Origin of the sequence: Variovorax sp. E3 (genome assembly GCF_016082275.1) — a bacterium.
In the GTDB taxonomy this organism is placed as follows: Bacteria; Pseudomonadota; Gammaproteobacteria; order Burkholderiales; family Burkholderiaceae_C; genus Variovorax.
In genome coordinates this window covers 74,840-99,791 of record NZ_MOWM01000010.1, presented here as the reverse complement: position 1 = coordinate 99,791, position 24,952 = coordinate 74,840, and the positions used below count along the sequence as shown (strand labels likewise).

At 68.5% G+C, this 24,952-nt stretch carries 23 protein-coding genes and 1 pseudogene; 9 read left to right on the top strand and 15 right to left on the bottom strand.

What is annotated here, in order from left to right; all coding sequences use genetic code 11:
• Window positions 1-762: 762 nt before the first annotated feature.
• From BMG07_RS06335 to BMG07_RS06305, 7 genes are all read right to left on the bottom strand, one after another.
• The gene (locus BMG07_RS06335) at window positions 763-2,172 is read right to left on the bottom strand and encodes a CsgG/HfaB family protein (protein WP_198083844.1); all 1,410 of its coding nucleotides are present in this window, start codon (window positions 2,170-2,172) and stop codon (window positions 763-765) included.
• Between the two features lie 16 nt (window positions 2,173-2,188).
• Entirely contained in the window at window positions 2,189-2,698 is a 510-nt protein-coding gene (locus tag BMG07_RS06330) for a hypothetical protein (RefSeq protein WP_307866881.1), read from the bottom strand.
• Between the two features lie 131 nt (window positions 2,699-2,829).
• Window positions 2,830-3,033 (bottom strand): hypothetical protein, encoded by a 204-nt coding sequence (locus tag BMG07_RS06325; RefSeq protein ID WP_198083842.1) that lies wholly within the window; start codon window positions 3,031-3,033, stop codon window positions 2,830-2,832.
• Window positions 3,030-4,466, bottom strand: coding sequence for an EAL domain-containing protein (locus BMG07_RS06320; RefSeq protein ID WP_198083841.1), 1,437 nt, complete (start codon window positions 4,464-4,466; stop codon window positions 3,030-3,032). The genes BMG07_RS06325 and BMG07_RS06320 overlap by 4 nt, the downstream gene beginning before the upstream one ends.
• A 1,134-nt stretch (window positions 4,467-5,600) precedes the next feature.
• Window positions 5,601-5,864, bottom strand: coding sequence for a hypothetical protein (locus BMG07_RS06315; protein ID WP_198083840.1), 264 nt, complete (start codon window positions 5,862-5,864; stop codon window positions 5,601-5,603).
• An 83-nt stretch (window positions 5,865-5,947) separates the two neighbouring features.
• Window positions 5,948-6,637, bottom strand: coding sequence for a Crp/Fnr family transcriptional regulator (locus tag BMG07_RS06310; RefSeq protein WP_198083839.1), 690 nt, complete (start codon window positions 6,635-6,637; stop codon window positions 5,948-5,950).
• 278 nt (window positions 6,638-6,915) lie between these two features.
• Window positions 6,916-7,287, bottom strand: coding sequence for a hypothetical protein (locus BMG07_RS06305; protein ID WP_198083838.1), 372 nt, complete (start codon window positions 7,285-7,287; stop codon window positions 6,916-6,918).
• 580 nt (window positions 7,288-7,867) lie between these two features.
• Between BMG07_RS06305 and BMG07_RS06295 the strand changes: the two genes are divergently transcribed.
• Complete coding sequence (locus BMG07_RS06295) at window positions 7,868-8,227, top strand: hypothetical protein (RefSeq protein WP_198083837.1); 360 nt, start codon at window positions 7,868-7,870, stop codon at window positions 8,225-8,227.
• 60 nt (window positions 8,228-8,287) lie between these two features.
• Here the strand turns inward: BMG07_RS06295 and BMG07_RS06290 are convergent, their stop codons facing one another.
• From BMG07_RS06290 to BMG07_RS06270, 5 genes are all read right to left on the bottom strand, one after another.
• The gene (locus BMG07_RS06290) at window positions 8,288-9,274 is read right to left on the bottom strand and encodes a YCF48-related protein (protein WP_198083836.1); all 987 of its coding nucleotides are present in this window, start codon (window positions 9,272-9,274) and stop codon (window positions 8,288-8,290) included.
• 8 nt (window positions 9,275-9,282) lie between these two features.
• A complete protein-coding gene (locus tag BMG07_RS06285; protein ID WP_198083835.1) occupies window positions 9,283-11,640 on the bottom strand; it encodes an RND family transporter in 2,358 nt (785 codons plus the stop codon).
• Window positions 11,641-11,652: 12 nt separating this feature from the next.
• Entirely contained in the window at window positions 11,653-13,299 is a 1,647-nt protein-coding gene (locus tag BMG07_RS06280) for a DUF1302 domain-containing protein (RefSeq protein WP_198083834.1), read from the bottom strand.
• A gap of 12 nt (window positions 13,300-13,311) precedes the next feature.
• Window positions 13,312-14,679, bottom strand: a complete 1,368-nt coding sequence (locus BMG07_RS06275) for a DUF1329 domain-containing protein (RefSeq protein ID WP_198083833.1) — start codon at window positions 14,677-14,679, stop codon at window positions 13,312-13,314.
• Between the two features lie 198 nt (window positions 14,680-14,877).
• Window positions 14,878-15,801 (bottom strand): LysR family transcriptional regulator, encoded by a 924-nt coding sequence (locus BMG07_RS06270; protein WP_198083832.1) that lies wholly within the window; start codon window positions 15,799-15,801, stop codon window positions 14,878-14,880.
• Between the two features lie 245 nt (window positions 15,802-16,046).
• On the opposite strand from BMG07_RS06270, the pseudogene speB reads away from it, so the two are divergent.
• The 6 genes and pseudogenes from speB (at window position 16,047) to BMG07_RS06240 (ending at window position 21,680) form a co-directional block, all read left to right on the top strand.
• Window positions 16,047-16,933: pseudogene (gene speB / locus BMG07_RS06265) on the top strand (agmatinase).
• A complete protein-coding gene (locus tag BMG07_RS06260; protein ID WP_198083831.1) occupies window positions 16,930-18,423 on the top strand; it encodes an aldehyde dehydrogenase family protein in 1,494 nt (497 codons plus the stop codon). The pseudogene speB and the gene BMG07_RS06260 overlap by 4 nt, the downstream one beginning before the upstream one ends.
• Before the next feature lie 31 nt (window positions 18,424-18,454).
• Complete coding sequence (locus tag BMG07_RS06255) at window positions 18,455-18,817, top strand: cupin domain-containing protein (RefSeq protein ID WP_198083830.1); 363 nt, start codon at window positions 18,455-18,457, stop codon at window positions 18,815-18,817.
• A gap of 58 nt (window positions 18,818-18,875) precedes the next feature.
• Entirely contained in the window at window positions 18,876-20,129 is a 1,254-nt protein-coding gene (locus BMG07_RS06250; RefSeq protein ID WP_198083829.1) for an MFS transporter, read from the top strand.
• Window positions 20,071-20,898, top strand: coding sequence for a N,N-dimethylformamidase beta subunit family domain-containing protein (locus BMG07_RS06245; protein ID WP_198083828.1), 828 nt, complete (start codon window positions 20,071-20,073; stop codon window positions 20,896-20,898). Before BMG07_RS06250 ends, BMG07_RS06245 begins: the two co-directional genes overlap by 59 nt.
• Window positions 20,805-21,680, top strand: coding sequence for a N,N-dimethylformamidase beta subunit family domain-containing protein (locus BMG07_RS06240; RefSeq protein ID WP_198083827.1), 876 nt, complete (start codon window positions 20,805-20,807; stop codon window positions 21,678-21,680). Before BMG07_RS06245 ends, BMG07_RS06240 begins: the two co-directional genes overlap by 94 nt.
• Here BMG07_RS06240 and phnN read toward each other — a convergent pair.
• The 3 genes from phnN to phnF are packed head-to-tail and all read right to left on the bottom strand — an operon-like array spanning window position 21,677 to window position 23,734.
• Window positions 21,677-22,252 carry a phosphonate metabolism protein/1,5-bisphosphokinase (PRPP-forming) PhnN gene (gene phnN, locus BMG07_RS06235; RefSeq protein ID WP_198083826.1) on the bottom strand — a complete coding sequence of 192 codons (576 nt, stop codon included), beginning with the start codon at window positions 22,250-22,252 and terminating at the stop codon, window positions 21,677-21,679. The two genes, BMG07_RS06240 and phnN, sit on opposite strands and share 4 nt — an antisense overlap.
• A complete protein-coding gene (locus tag BMG07_RS06230; RefSeq protein WP_198083825.1) occupies window positions 22,249-22,974 on the bottom strand; it encodes a DUF1045 domain-containing protein in 726 nt (241 codons plus the stop codon). The genes phnN and BMG07_RS06230 overlap by 4 nt, the downstream gene beginning before the upstream one ends.
• A complete protein-coding gene (phnF, locus tag BMG07_RS06225) occupies window positions 22,967-23,734 on the bottom strand; it encodes a phosphonate metabolism transcriptional regulator PhnF (protein ID WP_198083824.1) in 768 nt (255 codons plus the stop codon). The genes BMG07_RS06230 and phnF overlap by 8 nt, the downstream gene beginning before the upstream one ends.
• A 76-nt stretch (window positions 23,735-23,810) precedes the next feature.
• Between phnF and phnG the strand changes: the two genes are divergently transcribed.
• Window positions 23,811-24,320: a phosphonate C-P lyase system protein PhnG gene (gene phnG / locus BMG07_RS06220; protein WP_198083823.1), complete on the top strand. Its 510-nt coding sequence runs from the start codon at window positions 23,811-23,813 to the stop codon at window positions 24,318-24,320.
• Window positions 24,317-24,949 carry a phosphonate C-P lyase system protein PhnH gene (gene phnH, locus BMG07_RS06215; RefSeq protein WP_198083822.1) on the top strand — a complete coding sequence of 211 codons (633 nt, stop codon included), beginning with the start codon at window positions 24,317-24,319 and terminating at the stop codon, window positions 24,947-24,949. Before phnG ends, phnH begins: the two co-directional genes overlap by 4 nt.
• Window positions 24,950-24,952: the final 3 nt, after the last annotated feature.

Here is a 24,952-nt window from a genome sequence, read left to right as displayed (position 1 = left end):
GCCCGTGCCGGTTTGCGCCGACGTGATGACGATGCTGCCTTGCGCGTCGGCGGACCGGCTGCCCGGCGTGTAGGCGATGCCGGTGCTGCCGGGCACGGTCGAGGTGTAGTCGTTGGGCACGGTGCCCGCGATCGACGAGGAGCCGCTGTTCAGCGTGGTGCTGGCTGCGATGGTGTTGGCCGTGTTGGCCGCGCCGCCGCTGGTGAAGCCGTTCAGGTCGACCTTCACGACGTTGTTGTTGGCGGTGCTGGACACCACGCCGCTGTTGGTCTGCAGGCCGAGCGAAGCCGAGCCTTCGGGGCCCACGTCGCCGGCGGCGCCGGTCAGCGACAGGTCGATCGAATTGCTGAAGCTGTTGCCGGTGGCGGTGGGCTTGACCAGGTTGTTGGTCGTCGTGTTGCTGCTGCCGGCCTCGGGGCCGACCACGGTGACGCCGGTGGTCGTGTTCGACGTGGCGGCGGAAACGCCCACGATGTTGCCCTGCACGCTCTGCACGGTCTTGTGGCCCGTGGTCGTGACGCTGGGAATCGGCAGGGTGCCGAAGCCCACGTCGGCGGCTTGCGCGCCGCCGCCCATCAGGGTGGCGAGCACGGCAAGGCCGACGCTGCCGAGAACGGGGGTGCCGGCGCTGCGGCCGATGCTCTTGCGGTTCTTTTTCATGAGTGTTCCTTGTTGGATCGGATGACTGTCTTGATTGCGAACGAAATCGATCTGGCGATGTGATGCGTTGTGGTGGTGGTGCGGTGTCGGACTCGGTGTCGGTTACTTCCCTCCGGTTGCGTTCTCCTCGCGGACCGTGCGCGACGGTCCACCCCTCCCCGCGCCCTGCACGCGGAGCTTGGCGATCTCCTGCAGGCCGGGACCGTCGCGATGAATCGACGTGTCCGCCTTGTCAGGCCGCCATGTGACGCTGATGCCGCCGGGCGCGAGCCCGCGCGATGCGAGCGCGGACGTGACCACGCCGATGCGCTGGTCGGTCAGCATGTCGCGCTTGCCGGCGTCCCAGTTCTCGGTGTCGCGCGCCACCAGCACGACCTCGGTCGCGCCCTTGGCGGCGGCTGCCGCGATCTGGTCGAGCAGGTTCAGCGTGCCGCCCGTGAGCGCGGCGGCGCCGAACTCGAACGGGATCTGCACGCTCGAGCCCGACAGGCTGGCGCCGGTCTGGCTGGCGGCATTGACGGCCTCGCCCTGCTGCACCGGCGCACCGGCCGAATCGATCAGCGGGTTGGCGACCTTGCGCATCTTTTCCGCCGGCACGAGCGGCAGCTGGTCGAACATGCGCATGCCCAGGCAGGGGTCGGGATCGACCTTGGTGACGGCGGCCACCAGGCGCACCACGCCCTCTTCGAGCGCGGCGCGCACGCCCATCTGCACCGGCTCCTGGCCCTTGGCGCCGACATCGATGTCGTACAGCTTGCTGCCGAAGAAGCGGAAGACGTTGAAGCCGACTTCGTAGCCGTTGAACTGCTTGGTCAGGCTGATGGTCTTGATGATCATCAGCGTCTTGGTGTCGACGATGCGCAGGTCCACCCCGACCGACTGGCTGAAGGTGCGCGCCTTCACGCCCACCTGGTTCACCGCCACTTCGGCGCCGCCCGAGTTGATGTTGTAGTTCAGCTCGGTGATGCCGCCCACGATGAAGTAGTCGGACTTGTTGATCGAGCCGCCGAAGTACGGCAGCCACGGCACGTTCTGCCCGCCGTTGGGGCCGGCCAGCTGGTGCGTGCGGCCGTCGCCGAGCTGGCGGCGATCGGCGTAGCCCAGTTCGCGCTCGGCGATGACGGGGTCGAAGCGCTCTGCCACCTGCACCGCGCCGCCCAACTTGCCCAGCGCCGAATACACCATCAGCGCGCCGCCCTGCGTGATGGCGTTGCCTTCGTTGATGCTGTACTTGCCGGTGTAGTCCTTCACGTCGCCCACGGTGACGACGATGGGCGGGCGCTGCGTGGCGGCCACGTGGTCGCCGAAGCAGGCGAGCACGGCCTCCATGGGCGTGACGTTCTCGCGCACGGCGGGGCCCAGGACGATGGGTGCCTCCTTCGGCGCCATCTGCTGCTGCGGCGCGGTCACGCAACCGGCCAGGCTCATGACGGCTGCCGCCGCCAGCAGGCCGCGCGACGCGGCCGTTTTCTTGACGCGCGGCAATGCGCGGATCGACTCGAACGTGATCATTCTTTTTTCTTCCCTGTCAGTTGAGCGCGCCGAAGGCACAGGCCGAGCTGCCGCTGATGCTGGCGCTCTGGTTGCCGGTGTTGCTCTGGTTGGAGTTGAGGGCCTGGCTGGACATGCCCTGCACGTTGCTGGCGGTGGAGCCGTTCACGAAGGAGCCCACGGTGCCGGTGTTGGCCTGCCCCGTGGTCACGGTGCCCGCGCCGCCGTAGCCGGTGTTGGCATTGCCCGTGGAGTTGGCGGCCGCGCCGCTGGTGCTGGGCGAGTTGGCGACCGTGCTGTTGGTGCCCTGGTTGCCCTGCGCGGTGGACGTCACGTCGCAGTTGTATTGCTTGCCGACGTAGTTGTTGGTGGTGTAGTTGGCCGCGCCGTAGCTGCCGGCCTTCTTGCGCTGGACCATGTCCTGCACCGCGGCCTGGTTGGCCTTGTCGGCCGAGGTCTGGAACTGCCACGCGCTGTTCTCGCCCACGTTGTTGGCGAAGGCGCCGACGGCCGCGACCACGAAGAACGCATGCACGCCCAACCGCACGCACTGCCGAATCGAAGCAAAGGACAGAAGGCGACGCGGCCGGGATGCAAGCGCGCCAAGGGGAACCTGGACAAGTTGGGTAGGCATAGGATTTCTGCGGGAGAGAGGGAACGTTGAAAGAAGAAGCGGGGTCATGCGCGCGTCACCCGGGCTTCGGGCAAGCGCAGCGCGGCCTCGAGCGCGAGGTACTGGGCCTTGGCGACGATGTCGTCCGGGCTGGCGTCGTCGGACGACAGGCTGCATTGCTGCATCAGCTCGTGCACTGCGCGTTGCAGCTGGATCAGCTCGGTGTTCAACCGGGCCAGGCGAAGTTGCAGATCCGTCGGCATGTTCATGGGCAGTCCACCTGTTGACGCGGCACCGCGGGCGCCGCGGCGGGGCCTTGCGGCTCGCTGCCGCGAACGCTGTAGCCCTGCAGCCACTGGGCACCGGCGCCCAGCGCCACGTGCACGTCGTCCTCGCGCTCGACACCGTCGACCACGACGTGCGTGGCGAAGTGCGCGCACAGCGACAACATGCCGCGCAGGCACTCGCGCCCGAAAGCGCTGTCGCGCGCACGGCGCAGGAAGGACGCGTCGAGCTTCACGATGTCGGGGCGGCAGGCCTGCACGGCGGCCAGGTTGTCGCCGCCCGCGCCGAAGTCGCGCAGCGCGATGCGGCAGCCGCGCAGTTGCAGTTGCATGCAGAAGTCGCGCGCCGCCTCGAGGTCGGGCAGCCCGGTGCCGCCGTTGATCTCGATCACCAGGCGCGAGGCCAGCGTGGGCTCCGCGTCGAGCATCGACAGCAGCGACGCCCACCAGTGGTCGGACTTGACGCTCTGCGCGCTGATGCCCACGCCGATGTGCGCCGAGGGGCGCAGCCGCAGCGCCTCCATCGCGCGCCGCACCGCGAGGCGGTCGAAGGCGCGCGACAGCCCCAGGCGTTGCAGGCACGGCGTGAACACCTCGGCCGTGAGCGACGCGGGCTCGTCGCGGCTGCGCGCGATGCGGGGCCGGCCCTCGCGGTAGAAGATGGTGGCGATGCCGCCCGCCTGCACCACGGGCTGCCATGCGAAGTTCAGCCCTTCGGCCAGCACGGCCTCGTTGACGCGCACGGCAACGTCCATGTCGGCGCGGTAGCGCTGGCGCCATCCGTCCGCCCTGCTCTCGCCGGAATCGGGGAACGGCTGCGCGGTCCACAGCGTGAGCGCGATCTCGGCCGCGCCGAGCTGCTCGGGCGGGCGCACCTCGATCCAGTCGGCATGCAGTTGCACCATGGCGGCGATGCCCTTGGCGCGCACCGGCTCGGCGCCGAGCACCGAGAGCAGCGTTTCCAGTTCGCGGCTCATCGATGCGCCGGCTTGCGGATCGGCCGCGGCGAAGGCGTCGTTGGCCCAGAGCAGGAAGCAGTCGTCGCGCAGGCGGGCGAGATCGGTCTCGCTGGTGCGCAGGAAGCCGGCGCACAGGCGGCGCTGGATCTCGCAGCTCGCGCTCGACGCGAAGTCCTGTCCGTAGGCTTCGGCCAGGTGCGGCAGGTTGGCGATGAAGATGTAGGCGCAGGCTCGGCGCTGCGGCTGGCGCATGAAGAGCTCGGCGGGCACGGTCGAGATGAACGGCACCGCGTCGGCATGGGGAATGCGCGCGTCGTTCGCATCGCGGGGCGCGTCGCGAGGCACGTCACGCGGTGCGAGATCGTTGGCCGCGATGCTCGCCGCCGACGCACGCGGCGCCCATTCGGCGGGCATCTGCGCGTCGAGCGGCCAGGTTGTCAGTGGAGAGAGAGCGGGCATTGCATCCTCGGTCGAAAATTTCTGCGTCGAATTCACACAAGAAGAAAGAGAGGGCTGCCGCGTTTTCTTGCGGCAACAGTCCGCCACCCCGCGTCGCAACGCGGGTTCGAACCGGTGACTGAAAAGTCGACGCGCACGCGACGGCCGTCACGCGTCGTGGCCTCCTTTTCGGAGGGCCTCGCGATCGGCTATCGGGTCACGGCGAAGGGGCGCGCGTCAGGCGAAGAAGGCCTGCGCTGGCGCTGTGGCGGCTAGGAGTGCGGCATGGACGTGGCCCTCGACTCGTCGGCGCCACGCGTTCGTGAGGCAGACCCGCGCGCGGCGTGCCGCGGCTTGTGCGTTCGGAAGAACGAGGATCTTTGAACCATCACGTTGCAAGCTCCGTAGGACATGTTTTGAAACAAAAGGAATACTACGGATTACGGTGGGCCTTGGCATGTGCTTTCAGGCCGCGGATGTGTTCCAGGTCACATTTGTAAACAATGTTTGACCGAACACGGTGAGGTCGACATCGTTTTGCGCGGCGGCACATGGCGTGCGCGCGTGAGTCCACGATGGCCGTACACGCATTTGAATGGCTCCAGCAGACCATCTTTTGCATATTCGATCAGTCGCATCGGCAAAAATGCATGGCCTCATCCCATGAACAGGGGATGCCGCTCGGGTCGAGCAAGAAGTTGAGCAAACGCTCATGAACGCCGGGCGCGCGCAAGCCGATGGGCCGCGCGATGTTTCAGAGCCCGCGCGCTCAAAGATGCTGGGTAACGATCACCACCGCGCCCGCGAGCGAGATGGCGGCGCCGATGATTTTTCTGAGTGTCTTCATGCGTCCATGGTGCCGCGTTTGCCGCCGCCCGTGGGTTGGCAATCTTCATGCGCGGGATAGGAAAAGCCCAAGCCTGCGGGAGCCCGGGAGGGAGCTGCGCGAACTCTGCTATAATCGCTGCTTCGTCCGAATTTTCTTCGGACGTTGCCTGGCCAGGCAAGCCGAATCTCACACCGGCGCGTCGAAGTCACAGCGACGAGAAAAACAACAGGTGGCTTCCGCAAGTGAAAATTTGCCGTAACCGTGGACCGCGTGAGAGTTCACGACCACATTCCAAAGCCCGCCTTGCGCGGGCTTTTTCGTTTCCGTCAGTTCAACAGCATGCGCGATTGCGCGTCCAGCAGCGACAGCCGCTCGCGCGCGAACTGGCTGGCCCGCAGCCGCACCCGTGCAAGCGCGGCCTCCAGCGACGGCTGCTGCATGAACACCAGCACGCCCCACTTGAGCCCGCGCAGGCTCAATTCCGCCACGCCCGCATAGCGGCCGTTGGTGGTTTGCTTGATCTCGATCCGGCTCGTCCAGCCGTCCGCCAGCTCGACCAGAAGTTGTTGATGTTGCAGCGTTGAACTCATGGCCTCGAGAATAGGCCGGGCGGCAGGATCAACCCAGGAACTAGTTCCTTGGTATTCAAAATTGTTTAACTAATGTAAGCAACTTAGGCACTCTGGCCACAATCCTGCGCCTTGCCGCGCCCGGCATGCGGCGCGCCGAATTCCGGCGGCACATGAATGCCCTCCGCGTCGCGGCGCACGAGCCCCCTGCTCTCCATGTCGCGCATGGTCTTGTTGACCACCTCGCGCGACAGGCCCGAGTAAGAGGCGATCACCGACTGGGTGATGCGCTTGTCGAAGCCGTCGGCGCCCGCCGGGGCCAGCTGCGTGAGCTGGCGCAGCACACCGCTCACCACGTCTTCGGACGACAGCGCGGAAACGCGCCGCAGTTGCCCGCGAATGCCGGACATGCGCTTCATCGACAGCCCCAGCAGGCCCAGCGCCACTTCGGGGCGCTTGGCGCACAGCGCGCGCAATGCCGCGACGGGCACCAGGTACACCGACGAAGGCAGCGCCGCGACCAGCGTCTGGGTGGCCTGGTAGCGGTCCTGGCTGAGCGAGGGGCCGAGAAAGAAATCGTCCTGGCGGATGAAGTCGGTGGTGATGTCGGCGGTGTCGTCCCGGCCACGGGCCACGACGCGCAACAGGCCGCTCGCCACGCAGTAGATGTGCTCGGTCCAGTCGCCGGCGACCAGAACGGGGGCGTTTCGGCGGAAGGAACGCAGTTCGCTTTGCTGGACCAGCGCCTCGCGCTCGGCCGGCGGCAATTGGGAAAGAAGGGGATGCAGGTACATGGCGGAAACACTCTTTTCGGGGGTTCGCAGCGAGCGTGGCGTCGCAGGCGTCGAGAGTGCTGGCTCGTCAGGGCGGGACTTGACCGCGCGTCTCAGTCTCCGCACCGGCCATGCCCGGATCCGGTACTTTTTGGCATTTTTGCCAAATTTGTAATCCAAAAGATTGCAAACCGGGGTGCAAGGCAGGCGCTGAAGCCCGCAAAAGAGAAAACGGGCTGCGGCCCGAAAGCTGCAACCCGTCGATCCGCCGTCCGGGCGAAATGCCCGCAGCGCCGCGCTCAGTCCCGGTCTTCGTGGTAGCGGCGATAGTGCTCGCGGCGCTCCCATTCGCGGCGGCGCCATTCACGGCGCTGGGCCCGCTCCTCGTCCCAGCGGGACGCGGGGGCGTAGTACACGGGCGCGGGCTCGTAGTAGGCCGGCGGCGTGTAGCGCGGGGGCGGCGGCGGTTGGTAATACACCGGGGCGGGCTGCGAATAGACAGGCGCCGGGGCGTAGTAGGTGGGCGCCGGTTCGCTGCCCACCACCACACCGGGCACATTCACGCCGATGGACCAGCTGGTGCCGGCGTTGGCCGACACGGCGGCGCACAGCGCGCCCAGGGCCAGCACGCCCGCGGCGGCCAGCTTGAAAATGTTTCGTTGAACGGTCACTTCGTCTCCTGAAGAGCGGGAACAGTCCCGACAGGAAGACAACGCCCGAGCTTCAGCAACCGCGCACATCGCGTTCGTGAAGATCGTTCCCAAATGTGAACGAACAGGTATGGATTGCAACCCGTGCCGGTTCAGTCGCGGGCGCTGGACATCCACTCGCGCACGAAGTGCGCGGCGCGCACGCAGGCGCGTTCGAAGGCGCCGTCCCAGGTCAGTTGCTGGGTGATGACGAGCGCGCACTTCTGCACCCCGGCGAGGCTCAGCCTGGCAATGCCGGCGTAGGAGCATGAAGGGTGCGGACGATTTCGAAATCCGCGGTCCAGCCATCGGGGAGGTCGAGAACGTGGGCAGGTGCTTTCATCATGGCTCGAAGGATAGGAGGAGCCGCGCCACAGGTACAGGAACTAGTTCACAAGTGTTAATTTGTCTTTCCAAAACGCATCAGATCATTAACGTTTGTGAAATACGTCTCGACCGGAACCACTCGTCACATGTCCGCCGATACATCCGTCAACCCGCGTCCGGCCGGCGCGTTGGCAGCAGCATGCACGTGTTTTCGTGTGACCCTCGAGGTGCAATCTTGAAAAAAGCCCTGATCCTGTTGGCCGCTGGTACCGTTTTCACCGCGTCGGTTTTTGCCCAGAAGCCCGCCGCCGCGCCGGCAGCGGCACCGAGCCCTGCCCCCGCCGCGCAAGCCGCACCCGCCGCCCCTGCGGCCGCCCCGGCAGCAGCACCTGCCGCCATGGCCGCCCCCGCCGCCAAGCCGGCAGCCACCACGACCACGGCAGCAGCCCCCACCGCCGGCCAGGTCTGGGTCAACGGCAAGGTCTACCACTGCGCGAGCGACAAGTACTACGGCAAGACCAAGCACGGCTCGTACATGTCGGAAGCCGATGCCAAGGCCAAGGGCGCGCACGTCGCCCATGGCAAGGCCTGCTGATCGCAAGGCAGACTGCGCCCGCAGCAACGAAGCCCTCCTTGCGAGGGCTTTTTCATGCCCTCAGCGGGCCCCGGCCACCGGCCCCGCGCGCGAGAACAGCACCCATGCGCCATCAGCGCCCGGCAGCACCGCCGTCAGCGCGGTGCGCTGCGCCAGCGTCTCGACCTTGAAGGTCGCGCCGCCGTCGGTGCTCGACGCCCTGACCCCGTCGAGCCCCACCGCGACCACATCGCGCCCCGAACTCGCGAGCGCCGTGATCGACCCCTTGCTCGGAATCGGGATCGCCGACCACTGCTCGCCGCCGTCGGTGCTGCGGTACAGCGCCCCGCGCAGGCCGCCGACCAGCAAGGTCTCGTTGCCGTTGGCGTCGACCAGCGCCGTTCCGGCCCACAGGGTGCCCGCCGCACCCGTGCGCAAGTAGCGCCAGTGGCGCCCACGGTCCGTGGAGGCCAGCACGTAGCCTCGCTCACCGCAGGCGTAGAGCGTGCCCTTCGCATCCGCGAACAGGCCGAGCAGGTTCAGGTCGGCCTTTTTCGCGCCCGGCGGCGGCTCCATCGTCACCGGGGTCCATGTGGCGCCGCCGTCGCTGGTGCGCAGGACCAGCGACCACAGCCCCACCGCCACCCCTTCGTTGCGATCGAAGAAATGCACGGCGAACAAGGGCCGGTCTTCCTGCGCCGCGTCGCGTTGCAGCGTCCACGTCTCGCCACGGTCGCGCGTCTGAATAATCGCCCCCCGATGGCCGACGGCCCAGCCGAAGCGGTCGTCGACGAAGCTGACACCGGTCAGCATCGCATCGACGGGCACCTCGCGGGCCTGCCGGTAGTGCCGGCCCCCGCTATCCGACAGCAGCACGACACCGTTGTCCCCCACCGCAACGATCCGCCCGCCCGCTTGCGCCGCGGCAAGAAGGGACGTGTCCACCGAGGCCGGCGTGATGTCGGCCGCGCGCGGCGCGGGCACGCCCGGCTCGCCGGCCTGCGCCAGCCTCAGCGCGCAGCAGGCGAGCACCGCGACCGTCATGGCCACGCGAAAAAAGAAAGTCATCGGGGTCCTCAATGCGTGATGACGCCCAGGGCACGCACCGGCGTCCTGCGCGGAAAGATCTTCTCGAGCCACAGCGCGAGCGCGGGCAGCGCGGTCATCGCCATCACCATGTTCACCATGAACATGAAGGCGAGCAGCTTGCCCATGTCGGCCTGGAACTTCAGCGCCGAGAACGACCATGTCGCCACGCCCACCGCCAGCGTGATGGCCGTGAAGATGGTGGCAGCGCCGACCTCGACGATCGCGTTCTCCAGCGCGGCGGCCATGCCCTGCCCCTGCGCGCGGTTCAGCTGCAGCCGGCTGTAGATGTAGAACGCATAGTCGACGCCGATGCCCACCGCCAGCACCATCACGGGCAAGGTGGCCACGGTCAGGCCGATCTGCTGTTCCTTCATGAACCAGTAGCCGATGAAGGTGCTCACCGTCAGCGGCAGGCAGCAAGCCACCACCGCGCGAATGTCGCGGTACACCACCAGCACCAGCAGCGCGATGGTGGCGTAGACGTACAGCATCATCGGCAGTTCGCTGTGCTCGACCTCTTCGTTGATGGCGGCCAGCACGCCCGCGTTGCCGGCCGCGAGCCGCACCGAGACGCCCTCCTCGCGGTCGCTCGCGCGAAACGCCTTGGCCGCGTCCACCACGCCCTGGATCGTCGTGGCCTTGTGGTCGGCCAGGAACAGGTGCACGGCCGTCATGCTGCAGTCCTTGCGCATCATGCCGGGCAGGCGGCCGATCTCGGTGCTCAGGGCGGCGTAGTTGGCCGCGTCGAGCGGCACCACCGACATCTTCGGGTTGCCTTCGTTGTAGCCCTCGTTGTATTGCCGCAGCCGCCCTGCATAGGACTCGACCGAGGTCACGCCCGGCGTGGTCGCCATGCGGCGCACGAAGCGGTCCTGGTACCAGCCGATCTTCACGTTGCCGCAGGAGTCGGCCGGTGCCTCGAACACCACGGTGAGCCAGTCGAGCCCGGTGTCGAAATTCGCGGCAATCGACGTGGCGTCGGTGTTGAAGCGCGCGCTTTCGCGCAGTTCGGGCGCGCCGGCCTGCAGCGTGCCGACCACGCGGTCCCTGCTCTGCCAGGCGCTGGCTGCAAAGATCATCGCCACAACCCCCAGCGTGAGCAGCGCGGGCACCGGCCGCGCCACGCGCGCCAGCGAGCGCAGCCAGCGGCCGCGCTGCGCGTTGCGGCGCATGGCGGCTTCGGCATAGGCCGCGTCCACGCGCAGGTACGACGCCGCCAGCGGCAGCATCACGAGGTTGGTCGCGATCTTGAACGCCACGCCGAGCGACGCCGTGATGGCCAGTTCGCGCACCATCGGAATCGGGATCAGCACCAGCGTCACGAACGATACGAACGCCGTCACCAGCGCCAGCGTGCCGGGCAGCAGCAGGTCGCGAAAGCTGGCCCGCGCGGCCTCGTCGCTGGAGTGGCCCGCGCAGATCTCGCGCACGATGAAGTTGATCTGCTGCACGCCGTGCGACACGCCGATGGCGAACACCAGGAACGGCACCAGCACCGCCATCGGGTCGAGCCCGAAGCCCATCAGGTGCAGCGCGCCGAACTGCCACACCAGCGACACCAGCGAGCAGAAGATCACCAGCGCCGTGAAGCGCGCCGAGCGGCAGTACCAGTACACCGCGCCCGCCGTGAGCAGCATCGCCACGAGGCAATAGAGCAGCACCGCCGAAGCGCCCTCGGCCACGTCGCCGATCTGCTTGGCGAAGCCGATGATCTGCACCTCGAAGCCGGTGTCCTCGAAGCGCGCGCGCAGTTGCTCCTCGAGCAGGCGGTTGAACTTCACGTAGTCGATCTGCTGGCCGTCGGGCCCGCGCTCTTCGAGCTCGGCCGTGACCATCGCGCCGCTCTCGTTGCGCGACACCAGCAGGCCGACGTAGCCGCCCTGCCGCGTGCTGCGCGCGATGTCGCCGATGACGCGGTCGTCCAGCTTGTCGGGCGTCACCGTGCCGGGTATGACCGGGTCGGCGCGAAAGCCGTCTTCGGTGATTTCGTTGACGTAGGTGTTCGGCGTCCACAGCGACTGCACCGAACCGCGCGAGACGAAAGGCAGCACCGACACCGCCTGCGTCACGTCATGCACGCGCCGCAGGCCCTCGGCCGTCCAGATGACGCCCTTGCGGGCCCGCACCACGACCGTGAGCCGGTTGGCGCCCAGCAGGTCGTCGCGGTACTTCTTGAAGGTGGCGATGTACTCGTGCTGCTGCGGCATCTGCTTCTCGAAGCCCGCGTCCATGCGCAACTGGAGCGCGAAGCAGCCGAGGAACAGCGTGAGCACCGCATAGGCGGCCAGCACGGGAAGGCGCAGCTTGAAGACCCACGCCTCCAGCCCGCGAAGGGAAATGATCATTGCAGCGCCGGCCTAGAAGTTGCGGGAGGCATACATGCCCACGAAATCGCGGTTGCGGTACGGCTGCTGGAACACGCTGTCGCCGCCCCAGAACTTGGCGTAGTTGACGCCGAACTGCCACTTCGCCGGGTTCTGCACGAACGACACCGTGAGGTTCGCCGACTTGGCGCCCTTCATGAACGTGCCCGCGCTCGTCGGCGTGTTGCCGCTCACCGCCTGGAAATAGTAGATCTCGGGAATCACCTGCCAGCCCGGAATCAGCGAGCCGTCGTAGGTCCAGCTGAAGTCCAGGTTGTAGCCCCACGAGTTGCGCGAGCCCTTGGCCATCGGCGCGGCCGTGGGGTCGGTCAGTTGGCCCCAGCCGTAGCCGCCCGCCGCGACGGGGTCGCCGCCGTAGCTGCTCTTCAGGCCCGGGAAGCGGATGGCCACGGCCTCGACCAGCAGCGTGCCGCTGGAGGCGCCCAGCAGTTGCAGCACCTCGCGGCCCGTGCCGCTGGGCTGCAGGTTCAGCGTGCCCGTCAGGGCCCACTGATAGCGCTTCTGGTCGACCCAGCAGTTGCCGCCCTGGCTCGCGCACCCGGACACGGCGGGGTTCAACGCCACCGCCTCCCGGGGCCGGTAAGACAGCTCCGAGCCGATCGCCCAGTCGCCCAGCGGCAGGTTCACGCTGGCGCCGTACATGCGCCGGTTCTCCGGGTACACGAAGCTGGGCGCCAGGCTGCTCTGGTCGAGCCGCAGCTGCGGCGACTTGTCGTGGTAGTTGATCGTGTACAGGCCGAAGTTCAGGCTGGTGCTCTCGGGCTGCATCTTCAGCGCAAGGCCCCATTGCCCCGCGTTGCGCGCCTTCACGTCGGCAATGCCGTACTGCTGGTGGCCCTTGCCCAGGCCGTTGGAGGCCGACCAGTAGCTGCCGGTGGGCGGAAAGTAGTTTTCGTTCCACGCGGCCTGCACGTAGCCCTCGACGTTCATGCCGTGGCCCAGGCCCGAGGCGAAGCTGATCATCGGCGCGGGCAGCACCGCCTCCTTCAGCTGCGTTCCGGGCTGCGACAGCCGCATGAGGTCCAGCGCGTTCGTGGCGTTGATGCCGCCCGGAATGAACAGGCTCTCGCCCCACGAGACGACCTGGTTGCCCACCCGCACCCGCGCCTGCTGGTCGCCGAGGGTGAAGGTCTTGCTGACCCACAGGTCGAGCACGCGCGCCTTGAAGCGCAGGTCGTCGCGCGCGTCCGATGTGAGCCCGCCGTTCAGCGTGAGGTACGGCGGCGTGCCGGCGCTGGTGTAGCCCGTGGTGTTGGTGGCCGCGAAGTCGCGAAGCCAGCTCACGCGCGCCATGGCGCGGATGCCGTCGGGCAGCTGCAGCAGCAACTCGTGGCTTCCCTTGAGGTAGGCGGTGAAGAAGTCGCCGCGCCCGTAGTTCAGGTTGCCCTGGTCGCCGTAGCCCGAAGTCACGGCGAGCGTGCCCATCGGCGCGCCGACGCCGGTCGCGCCGCTGAGCACCGTGCCCGCGCCGGGGCTCTGGGTGCGCACGCCGAAGCCGGCGCTGATGGTCGAGTCGAAGCTGCCCGAGAGGTTCTCGGTCTCGAAGGTGACGGCGTGCGCGCTGGCGGCGCAGGCGGTCAGCGCGGCGGCAAAGGCCCGCGCCTTGAAAGTGATCGTCATGGCGGCCTCCGTTCAGCGTTCGCTCAGGGCGCGCAGGTTGTCGGCGGTGTAGTAGCTCTGCTTGAAGCGCGCCTCGTCGCTTTCCACGAACCACTTGATCTCCGACTTCACGGGCAGCATGTCGGCCAGGTAGCGCCCGGCGATCAGGTCGTACTGCGCGAACGGGTAGAAGTCGCAGCTGCCGGTTTCGTACACGGGGATCGGATAGCTCTCGCGGAACTTCCAGAGCTTGTTCTGTGCGTCGTAGTCTTCGGCGAGCAGCATGATCCAGCTGTCCTCGTCGAAGTAGAAGACGCGCTTGGGCGACGCATGCCGCAGCCCCGGCTTGAGCGTGCCCTCGACCACCCACACGCGGTGCTTCTCGTAGCGACGCTTGTCGGCGTTCACGAACTCGGGCTGCGCCACGTCGTGCAGGTTCGCGATGCGGCTGTAGAGCGCGAAGTTGTTGTACGGCACGAGCATCTCGCGCTTGCCCGCGAGCTTCCAGTCATAGCGGTCGGGCGGACCGGTGAACATGGAGCTCTGGTCAATCGTGTACTGGTTCTCGAAGCCGATCTGCGGCGCGTCGTATGAATACGAGGGCATGCGGCGCACGCGGCGCTGGCCGGGAAAGTAGTAGAAAACCTCGGTCTCGCGGTCGCTGGTGTAGCCCGTCGCCACCAGCCCCTGGCCGGCCAGCGCGGCGGGCGTCTTGTAGCTGAACATCTGCTGTGCTTCGATGGTCAGCGGCTGGGGCTGGCCCGTCGCGCGGCTCGAGCCCCACGGAAAGTACTGCAGTTGCTGCCAGCTCGCCTCGATCCATTCGCTCGCGCCGGGGCGCGGCGAAACGGCGGTCACGCCGTTGGTGTACTCGGTGCCCACGCCGCGATAGCGCAGCTTGAAGTTCCACAGCACCTCCACGCCCGACTTGGGCACCGGGAACGGCACGCCCGGCAGCAGCGCCTGCTTCACGCTCCATCCGTCGGCGGCCATCGACGCGGCACCCGCCGCATTCTTGCGCGTCGCCTGGCTCACGAAGTCAGGCTGCGCGCAGGTGCGCCGCGTAGGAAACACGTCCATGCGATAGCCCTTGAGCCCCTTCAGCAGCGCGAGCTGGCCGGGGCTCAGTTGCGCGGCGTACTTGTCGGCGTTCGATGCATCGATGCTGGCCAGGGACTTGTCGTCCTTGTGCGCGAAGTAGTCGCCGCGCGGCTTGCCGAAGCTCCAGCCGGCCGGTGCGGCCACGGGGCCCGCGTAGGCGGGAATGGAGCCGTCGGCGTTGCCGGCTTTCTCGGCGCCCGCGGGCGTGAGCGCGCCGCCCAGGTCTTGCGCGTCGAGCGCGAAGCCCGATGTCGCGAGCAATGCGCATGCGGCGGCGGCCGCGATCCTGTTGAGCTTCATGAGGCTGCTTTTTTGGGGGGTCGGTGTCATTTGTCGTCTCCACGCCGTGGGGATCCCGGCGGTGGAGGAAAGATATGAGGAAGGCCCCGCGCGTTGAAGAGCGGACACGGAAAGCGAACATCGACATTCATCGATGCGATGCACGGGATTACCCTTTGACGGGCACGCGTGCGCGCGGCAAACGCTGTGTGCGTGGTGTCAGCGCGCGGCCGCGAGGGCCAGCGGCTTCTGCTTTTCTTGACTCAGGTCGTCGAGGAACGCGGCCACGATGTCGCTCCTGCGTGCGGTGCGCTGCAAGACGAGCTGTATCGGCACCTCGTACTTCAGCTCCGCCGCATTGAGCGGCCGCAGCAGCCCCATGGCAACGAACGAGGCAGCCGTGGCCGCGGGCAGGTAGCCGAGGTAGCGGCCCGAGAGCAGGAAGATCGCGACCGCCTCCATGTTGTCGGCCATGGCGCCGATGCCGCCCGTGATGGCGCGCGCGTTCGCTTCGATCACCGGATAGCTGCGCCCCACCCACTCGTGCGAGATGGCTTCTTCCACCGCGATGCTGCCCGCGCGCTCGAACAGCGGATGCTCGCGCCCGCAGTACGCCACCTGCTCTTCGACGAACAGCTCGGTGTAGTCGAGCGAAGGCACGCGGTGCCAGAAGTAGCCGACCGCCACGTCGAGCGCGCCGCTCAAGATTTCGCGCTCGATCTGCTCCGGCGTGCGCAGGAAGATCGAGAACTGCACGTTCTCGTCGCGCGTGCGAAAGCGCGCAATGGCCCTGCTCAGCCGCGCCTGCTGGTCGGGCGGCGTGTGGTCGACCATGCCGATGGTCAGGGTACCCACCAGTTCCTTGTCGATGTCGCGCGCCTGCAGGCAGAAGCCGCCCACGGTCGCCATCAGCTGGCGCGCCGCGCGCTCGAAGCGCTCGCCCTTCACCGTGAGGCGGAAGCCGCCACGGCCGCGCTCGCACAGGCGGTAGCCCAGCCGCACCTCGAGCGTGGAGAGCTGCGCACTCAATGTCGACTGCCCGACATTCAGCGTCGACTGCGCGATCGAGATGCCGCGCGCGTCCACCACCGCCAGGAAAACCCTGATCAGCCGCAGGTCCAGATCTGAAAGATTGGTAAGCATTCGCGTGAACGGCAGCGGTGAAAGTGGCGGCCCGGAAACAAGAAAGGACGGGAGTCTAAAAGCATTCAACGCGCCGCGCAGTACATCGTGCGACATCGAAGTAAACATCTGCGCAACGCTGTTTTTCCCGGCGTGTCCCCGCCCTACGATGAAGCGATGGACACAGAGACAAACACAAAAACACACCCGCTCTCAACCAGCCGGCCAGCGGCAACGCCATGCCCCGCTTCGGCGGCATCGCGACGATGATGCGGCTGCCCTACGCCGCCGACCCGCTGGGCCTGGACGCCTGCTTCGTCGGCGTGCCCTTCGACCTGGGTACCTCGAACCGCACGGGCGCCAGGTTCGGCCCGCGTGCCATCCGCGCCGAATCGGTGCTGCTGCGGCCCTACAACATGGCCACGCGCGCCGCCCCGTTCGACTCGCTGAACGTGGGCGACATCGGCGACGTGGCCACCAACCCCTACAACCTGCTCGACTCGATCCGCCGCATCGAGGAGGCCTACGACCGCATCGTCGACAGCCGCTGCATCCCCATCAGCCTGGGCGGCGACCACACGGTGACGCTGCCCATCCTGCGCGCCCTCGCACGCAGGCACGGCCCGATGGCGCTGGTGCATGTCGACGCGCACTCGGACGCAACGACACCATGTTCGGCGAGAAGATCGCGCACGGCACGCCGTTTCGCCGCGCGGCCGAAGAGGGCCTGCTCGACTGCGACCGCGTGACGCAGATCGGACTGCGCGGCACCGGATACACCGCCGAAGATTTCGACTGGAGCCGCAAACGTGGTTTCCGTGTCGTGCAGGCGGAAGAATGCTGGAATGTTTCACTGGCACCGCTGATGGACGAGGTGCGCAGTCGCATCGGCGACGCGCCGGTCTACCTGAGCTTCGACATCGACGGCCTCGACCCGGCCTTCGCGCCGGGCACGGGCACGCCGGAGATCGCGGGGCTCACAGTGCCACAAGGCCTTGAAATCATTCGCGGCTGCCGCGGCCTGAACCTCGTCGGCGCCGACCTGGTCGAGGTGAGCCCGCAGTACGACGCGTCGGGCGCCACCGCGCTGCTGGGCGCCAACCTGGCGTTCGAAATGCTCTGCGTGCTGCCGGGCGTGAGGTACCGCAAATGAGCGCCCTCGACAAACTGCTGTCGCGCCTGCCCTGCGATGCGCCCACCGAACTGCCGGGCGGCGTCATCCACAACGAGACCGTCGAAGGCTCGGGCGAATTCATCCAGGTGCGCAACCCGGCCACGGGCCAGGTGGTGGCGCGTTTTGCCGCGGCCTCCAACAGGCAGGTGCGCGACGCGCTCGATGCCGCGCGCGCCGCGCTGAAGCCGTGGCGCGCCACGCCCGCCGCCGAACGCTGCAAGTTGCTGGCCCGCGTGGCCAATGCCATGGAGGCAAGGCAGGACGAGCTGGTGCGCCTGCAGCAGCTGAGCAACGGCAAGCCGCGGGCCGAGGCCCAGGCCGACGTGGCCGACGCGGTGGCCACCTTCCGCTACTACGCAGGGCTGTGCGAGTGGCCCGACTTCGACGAAGAAGCGCTGCAGTTGCCCGCCGGCGAATACCGCGCGGTGCGCCGCTACGAATCCTGCGGCGTGGCGGTGCTGGTGCTGCCCTGGAACTTTCCGCTCGTCACGGCGGCGTGGAAGATCGCGCCCGCGCTGGCCGCCGGTTGCACGGTGGTGGTGAAGCCTTCGGAGCTGGCGCCGCTGCCCGAGCTGGCCATGGCGGAGCTGTTCCTCGAAGCCGGCCTGCCGCCCGGCGTGGCGAACTGGGTGTTCGGCGCGCGCAGCGTGGGCCAGGAGCTGGTCAGCGCGCCCGATGTCGAGAAGATCTCCTTCACCGGCAGCACCGTCACCGGCCGCGCCGTGGCGCATGCCGCGGCGGAGCGCATCGGGCGCGTGACGCTCGAGCTGGGCGGCAAGTCGCCGCTGATCGTGTGCGACAGCGCGGACCTGCATTCGGCGGTCGACCTCGCGGTGGCCGGCGTGTTCACCAATGCGGGGCAGATGTGCTCGGCCACCGCGCGCATCCTGGTGCAGCGCCGGCTCTACGAGCGCTTCATGGACCTGTTCGTTGCCACGGTCGAGGCGCTGCAACCCGTTGGCACGCCCGACTCGGGCACCGGCCAGTACGGCCCATTGATCTCGCAAGGCCAGAAGGACAAGGTGGTGACGGCCATCGCCATCGCCGTGCGAGACGGCCTTGCACTGGTGGCCGGCGGCGCCGCGCCCGAAACGACCGGCGAAGGCTACTTCGTGCAGCCCACCATCTTCAGGGACGTGCCGACCGATCACCCGCTGTGGCGCGACGAAGTGTTCGGCCCCATCGCCTGCGTGCGCCCCTTCGACACCGACGAGGCCGCGCTGGCCATGGCCAACGACACCGAGTACGGCCTGGCCGCCACCGTCGTCACCGAGGACAAGGCCCAGGCGCGGCGCTTCGAGGCCGGCCTGCGCGCCGGCATCGTCTGGCTCGACACGCCGCAGCTCGTCTTTCCCGAAGTCGGCTGGGGCGGCTTCGGCAAGAGCGGCATCGGCCGCGAACTCGGGCTGCCAGGGCTGCGTGCCTTCCAGGAAGCCAAGCACGTGGTGTGGCGCGAGACCTCCCTCTAGAAATTACTCCATCAACCACCAGGAAAAAACCATGAAAAAACTCGGCGTTGAAAGCATCCTGAGGCTGGGCGTGAATGTCGGCCGCCCGGTCGTCCCCGTCCTGCCTGCCGGCGTGGACGTCTCCGACGGCTGGACCGAAACCGAATGGCGCGTGGGCGACCGCACCTGCAGCACCTACTTCGGCGGCAGCTGGGAGGGCGAGCCCGGCCACCTGTTCGTCGACTACACCTTCGACGAGTTCTGCTGGATGACCTCCGGGCGCGTGGCGCTGGTCGACAGCGACCTCAACCGCCGCGAGTTCGTCGCGGGCGAAGCCTTCTTCGTGCCGCGCGGCTTCGCGGGCACCTGGCTCACGCTGGAGCCTTCGAGCAAGCACTTCGTCATCATCGAATGACACCGGCCTGAGCCCTTCGCGCACCCCAAAAAATACACAAGAGATCCGGAGACGACAAATGACAGAACAGACCAGCCTCGCGGCCACGAAGGGCCGGCTCTTCGTGCCCGCCATGATCGTCATCAACGCCGCGGCGCCCACCGTCTTCGTGGGCTTCCCGGCGATCGTCGGGCAGGTCATGCGGCAGTGGCACTTCGGCGAGTCGGCGGTGGGCATCTCGGCCTTCGTCGAGATCCTGGGCATCACGCTGGGCACGCTGGCGGCGGCGCTGCTGCTGTCGCGCAAACCCGTGCGCACCACGCTTGCTGTGGCGGCACTGCTCGCGGTGGCGGCCAACCTGCTGACGCCGGCCAGCACGACCTTCAGCGCCTACTGCCTGCTGCGTTTCGTGGCGGGCGTCGGCGCGGGGGCGCTGGGCGGCATCGCGATGCGCTACCTCTCCTACGCGGTGGCCCCGGCCAAGCGCGTGGCGCTGCTCGGGCTGGCGGTGATGGTGCAGGTGCTGTGGGCCATGGCACTCCTGAGCGCCGTGCTGCCGGCCATCGACGCGGCCTGGGGCGCCACCGGCACCTTCTACTTCGTGGCCCTCGTCGCCGCGCTGTTCGTGCCGTGCGCGCTCTTCTTCGCGCGCGGCGAACCGATGGTGGCCGAGGAAGCATCGGCCGGCGGCGTGGTGAACCGCTGGAGCGCGAGCATGACGCTGCTGTCGGTCTTCGCGCTCTATTGCGCGGTCGGCACGCTGTGGACCTTCATCGAACGGCTGGGCACCGAGGCCGGGCTCGACCACGCGTTCATCAACGGCACGCTCGGCGCCGCGAACCTCGTGGCGATGGCCGGCTGCCTGATGCTGCCGCTGCTGATGAAAGGGCGCGGCATCTACGGCTGGACGCTGCTGATGCTGGCCGGTTGCGCCGCCTCAGCCGGCGCGTTCATGTGGCAGCACAGCGCCGCGCTCTTTGCCGGTTGCGTCATCGGCTTCGTGCTGTCGTGGACCATCGGCGCCATCCTGCTGTTCGCCAACATTCCGCGCTTCGACCCCGTGGGCCGCTACGCGACGCTGTCGCCGGCCTTCGTCGGGTTCGGCTACGGCATCGGCTCCATCGTGGGCGGTTGGCTGATCGAGTCGGGGCGCATCCAGGGCGCCATCGAGGTCGCCGCCCTCTTCTGCGTCGCCGCCATGGCACTGCACGCCGCCACCCGTGAACGCCATGCGCTCGCCATGGCTTCTCCTGCAAAAAACCAGCCTGATCCTCATGACGAAAACCAATTTCTGGAGTCTCCACCCTCTGGCCGACCAGGTGGAGGCCCCTGACCCCGCGGGCAAGGCGCTCGAGATCTTCGGCTACACCGACCGCATCTCCTACGCGCCGTGCGAGCGCGTGCGACTGCATGTGCACACCAGCGCGGCGACGTATTCGGTGCGCGTGGTGCGCGACGACCTCTCGGGCGAAGTCCTGCACCGGGCGTCGGGCCTGCGGGGCGTGCGCCAGCAGACGCCGCCGGACATGAGCGCGGCCACCGCCGGCTGCGACTGGACCTGCGGCCTGGAAATAGCGCTGGACGCGCGCTGGCGCCCCGGCCCCTACGTGATCGTGCTGCAGGCGAGCGACGCCAGCGGAGAGACCGTCGAGCGCGAAGCCTTCTTCGTGGTGCGCAACATCGACAAGGAAGGCCGAAGCCACCGGCTCGCGATGGTGCTCACCACCTCGACCTGGACCGCCTACAACGACTGGGGCGGCGCCAACAGCTACCGCAGCACCTTCAACGGCCAATCGGTCGACGTGCTCGCCCCCGTGCTGTCGGTGCGCCGGCCCTGGGCCCGCGGCTTCGTCCGGCTCGAAGACGGCGCACCACGGCACGCCGACGCGCCGGACCTGCCCCGCCACAGTCCGCCGGCCTATCCGTGGGTCGACTGGGCCTTCGACAAGGGCTACACGCGCCACTACATGGATGCGGGCTGGGCCTACTACGAACGCCCGTTCTTCCATTGGGCACTGAAGGCCGGCTACCACTCGACCTGCTCACGCAGGACGACCTGCACACCACGCCCGGCTGCCTCGACGGCTACGCCTCGGCCGTGATGGTGGGCCACGACGAATACTGGACATGGGAAATGCGCGACACCATGGAAGCCTACGTGCAGGCCGGCGGACACCTCGCGCGCTTTGCCGGCAACATGCTGTGGCAGGTGCGCAAGGACCTGGAGGCCGGCACGCAGCACTGCTACAAGGTGCCGTTCGACGACCCGATCTACAAGGAGTTTCCGGAGCGCGCCACCACCTGCTGGGACTACGCGGAAACCGGCCGCCCCGCCGCCGCCACCTTCGGGCTCACCGCGCTGGCCGGCTGCTACCACCGCTTCGGCGCCTGCACGCCGCGCGCCAGCGGCGGCTACACGCTGTATCGGCCCGACCACTGGAGCGTGGCCGGCACCGACCTCTACTACGGCGACATCTTCGGCGCGGGCACCTCGAAGGTGCTGGGCTTCGAGGTCGACGGCGCCGACTTCGGCTTCAAGTGGGGCCAACCGTTTGCCACCGGCGAGGACGGCGCGCCGACGCACATGGAAATCGTGGCGATGGCGCCCGCGACCATGGGCGAGATCGACCGCCACGGCGGCGTGCTCAACGCGCCGCTCGACGAGGCCCTGGGCCTGATGGCGGCCATCCCCGGCATGACCAGGCGGCCGCCCGAAAGCCGCGAGTACGGCGCGGCGATGATGGTCTCGTTCACGAGCGGCAAGGGCGAGGTGTTCAACGCCGGCTGCTGCGAATGGGTGACGGGGTTGATACGCGGCGACGCCGATGTCGAACAGATCACGCGCAACGTGTTCGACCGGTTCCTGCAAAAGCCCGGGCGCTAGGACAGCGCAGCAGCCCTCTGCCCCGGCGCGAGCCCCAACGCTTGGGCCAGCGCTTCGCCGGCCTGCGCCAGCGTGTGGTCGTTGCGGATCTCGATCACGCCCGGGCCGGCCGGCAGGTGTGCATCGAGCGCGCGGCGCACGCGCGCTTCCACCATCTCCGTCGATTCGCGTCCGCGCGCCAGCAGGCGCTGGCGCAAGGTGGCGACGCTCGCGGTGACGTGCACCACGCTCATGCCGGGAAAGCGGCGTGACGCTTCGGCGAGGTAGGCGCGCGAGCCGTTCACGATCACTTGCGCCGCCTCGACATGCGGCGGCAGCGCGGCGCGGCGCACGCCGTAGCGCAGGCCGTTGGCCTCCCACGCCAGGCCGAAGTCGCCCGCCTCCTGCAACCGTGCAAAGCCGGCGACATCGATGCTCTCGTGCTGTTCTCCATCGGCCTGCACCGCACGCGTGATGGTGCGCCGTGCAAAGGCCACGCCGCTGTCCGGCCCCAGCCGCTGTGCGAGCCACGCGAGCAGGCTGTCCTTGCCGGCACCCGAAGGGCCGACCACATAGACGAGGCGCGCGCTCATCGCCCGAGCTCCATCTGTTCGAGGCAATGGAAGTCGCTGCCCGGCGCCGGTTCGGCGAACAGGCTGAGGGCGTCGAAGCGCGGCGGCGGCGCGGCCAGCAGCGGCGCGAAATGCGCCTGCGCCGCTGCGCGCAAGGCGGCCACCACATCGGCATCGGCATCACGCAGCGAACCCGTCAGCGAGATGTGAAAGCGAAAGCGCGCCAGCACGTAGGGGTAGCCCCAGCGCAGCAGCAGCGCGTCTTCCTCGGGCGTGAGACCGCCCGCGCGCCGGCGCTGCAGCTCGGCCGGCGACAGCGGCTCGGCAAACGCGTGCAGCCCCGTGACGCAGGCGCTGGCTACCGCATGCAACGTCACGCTCGGCCGTGCCGGCACCAGCGCCAGGAAGTCGTCGAGCCGTGCGACTTCGAGTGCCGGCATCTCAAAGGGCTCCCAAGCCCGGCACAGCGCGTGCAGCCCGTCGCGCAGCGTGCCTTCGCCGATCTGCGGCCGCAGCGTGAACGGCGCGGCCAGCGTGGCGTGCCAGCCGTAGCGGCGCGGCGCCTGGGTCAGTCGAAGCTGTGCGTCCACGGGCAAGCCGTCGAACACCGGTTGTGCCACGGCGCCGCCGCCCTCGGCCGCATCGCGCCCGAGCCATCGGCTGCCGGCCTCCCACCATGCGTCGCCGATGCGCGGCGCGTAGTAGGCCGCGTAGCGGTGCGCCCTGCCCTTCGGCTCATTCATCGTGCTTCACCGTCAGCGTGGTGCGGTCGCCGGCGAACCATGCGCGCGCGTATTCGATCGCAACGCCCTGCGTGTCGACGTTCACGCTCTCGACGAACAGCACCGGCCGCGCGGCCGACTGGTGCAGTTGCGCGGCCACGTCGGCCTCGGGCATCTGCGCCGTGATGCGGCTCTCGCGCCGCGTGTAGTCGTCCACGCCGTGCGCGGCGAAGGCAGCGGTGATGGAGCCGGTCTCGCGCACCACGGCCTCCAGGCCCGCGAAGCGCGGCAGCGGAAAGTAGCGCTCGCTGAAGTGCACCGGCTGGCGTTCGGCTTCGCCGATCACGTTCAGGCACAGCAGCGACGCACGCGCCGTCACGCCGAGCGCGCGGGCCTGCGCCGCCGTCGCCCGCACGTTGCTGGCCGCCACCACGCGCAGCGTGCCGCGCAGGCCCGACAGCGCCAGGTTCTGGTGATGCCGCGTGCGCTTGGCCACGGCGAGATCGACCGCGAACTCCTCGACATAGGTGCCGCTGCCCTGCGTGGCGCGCAGCAGCCCCTGGCTGATGAGATCGGCCAGCGAGCGCCGGATGGTGTGGCGGTTCACCCCGAACTGCTCGGCCAGCGTGTGCTCCGAAGGCAGCCGCTGCCCCGGCGGATACACGCCGCGCGCAATGGCGTCGGCGATGTCGGCGGCAATGCGGGACCAGAAGCTGCCGCCGGCGGCGCGAGAGGAAGCGGAGGAAACCGAAGCGGAAGAACTCGTTGTTGTGCTTGTCATGAATTCGTCTTGGGCGCTGTCTAAGCTCGCGCTGGTTGTTCAATTTGTCTATACAACTTTCGAGAGTATCACTTCCATGTTTCATGCTTTTGACACGCAGCCGGACGGGCACCCGCTCGACCGTGCGCAGTGGATGGCCACGCTGGCGCGCGCGCCGCTCGACATGATCGAGCCCGCGCTGGGCGCGCATGCGCAGAGCCAGCCCCACTGGCTGCGCGCGCCCGAGACCGGCCTCGTGATGGTGCAGGGCCGCGCGGGCGGCACCGGCGAGCGCTTCAATGTCGGCGAAGTGACCGTCACGCGCTGCGCGCTGCGGCTGGCCGATGCGGGCGCCGGCGCCGCTGTCGGCGTGGCCTACGTGCTGGGCCGCTCGCACCGCCATGCGCAACTGGCCGCCGTGGCCGATGCGCTGCTGCAGGACCCCGACCGCCAGGCCGCATTGAATGCGCAGCTGCTGACACCGGTGCGCCAGCACCTGGCGCAGCAGCGCGCACTGCGCCATGCACGCGCGCAGAGCAGCAAGGTCGAGTTTTTCACCGTGGCGCGCGAGTCCGGCAGCGCCGACGAGGAGGAAGGCGAGGAATGAGCACGCACGATCTTTCGGCGCTCGGCGCCGGCTTCTCCGAAGGCGCGCTGGGCAGCCAGTCGGTATTCCGCGCGGCGCTGCAGGCGCTGTCGCACCCCGGCCGCGTGACCGCGTTGGCGCACGACGCGCAGACCCCGTCGCGCGGGCACGCCGCCTCGGCCGCGCTGCTGCTCGCGCTGCTCGACCCCGATTGCACGCTGTGGCTGTCGCCCTCTCTGGCCCGCAGCGATGCCGCCGCATGGCTGCGCTTTCACACCGGCTGCGTGCTGGTCGACGCGCCCGAGAACGCGCAGTTCGCCTGGGTCGCGCACGGCGACGAATGCCCTGCGCTCGACCGCTTCGCCAAAGGCAGCGACGCCTACCCCGACCAGTCCGCCACCTGCGTGGTCGACGTCGAGGCCTTCGAGGAAGGCACCTCGCGCGGATGGACCTTGCGCGGCCCCGGCATCGCGCACAGCACATCGATTGCCGTGCACGGCCTCCCCGGCACCGACCCGGCTCTCTTCGCCGCGCAATGGAGCGCCAACAACGCCGTGTTCCCGCGCGGCATCGACCTGTTCCTGGCGGCGCCGACACAGATCGTCGGGCTGCCGCGCACCACGCGCATCGACGGCGGTCACGCCTGCTGAACA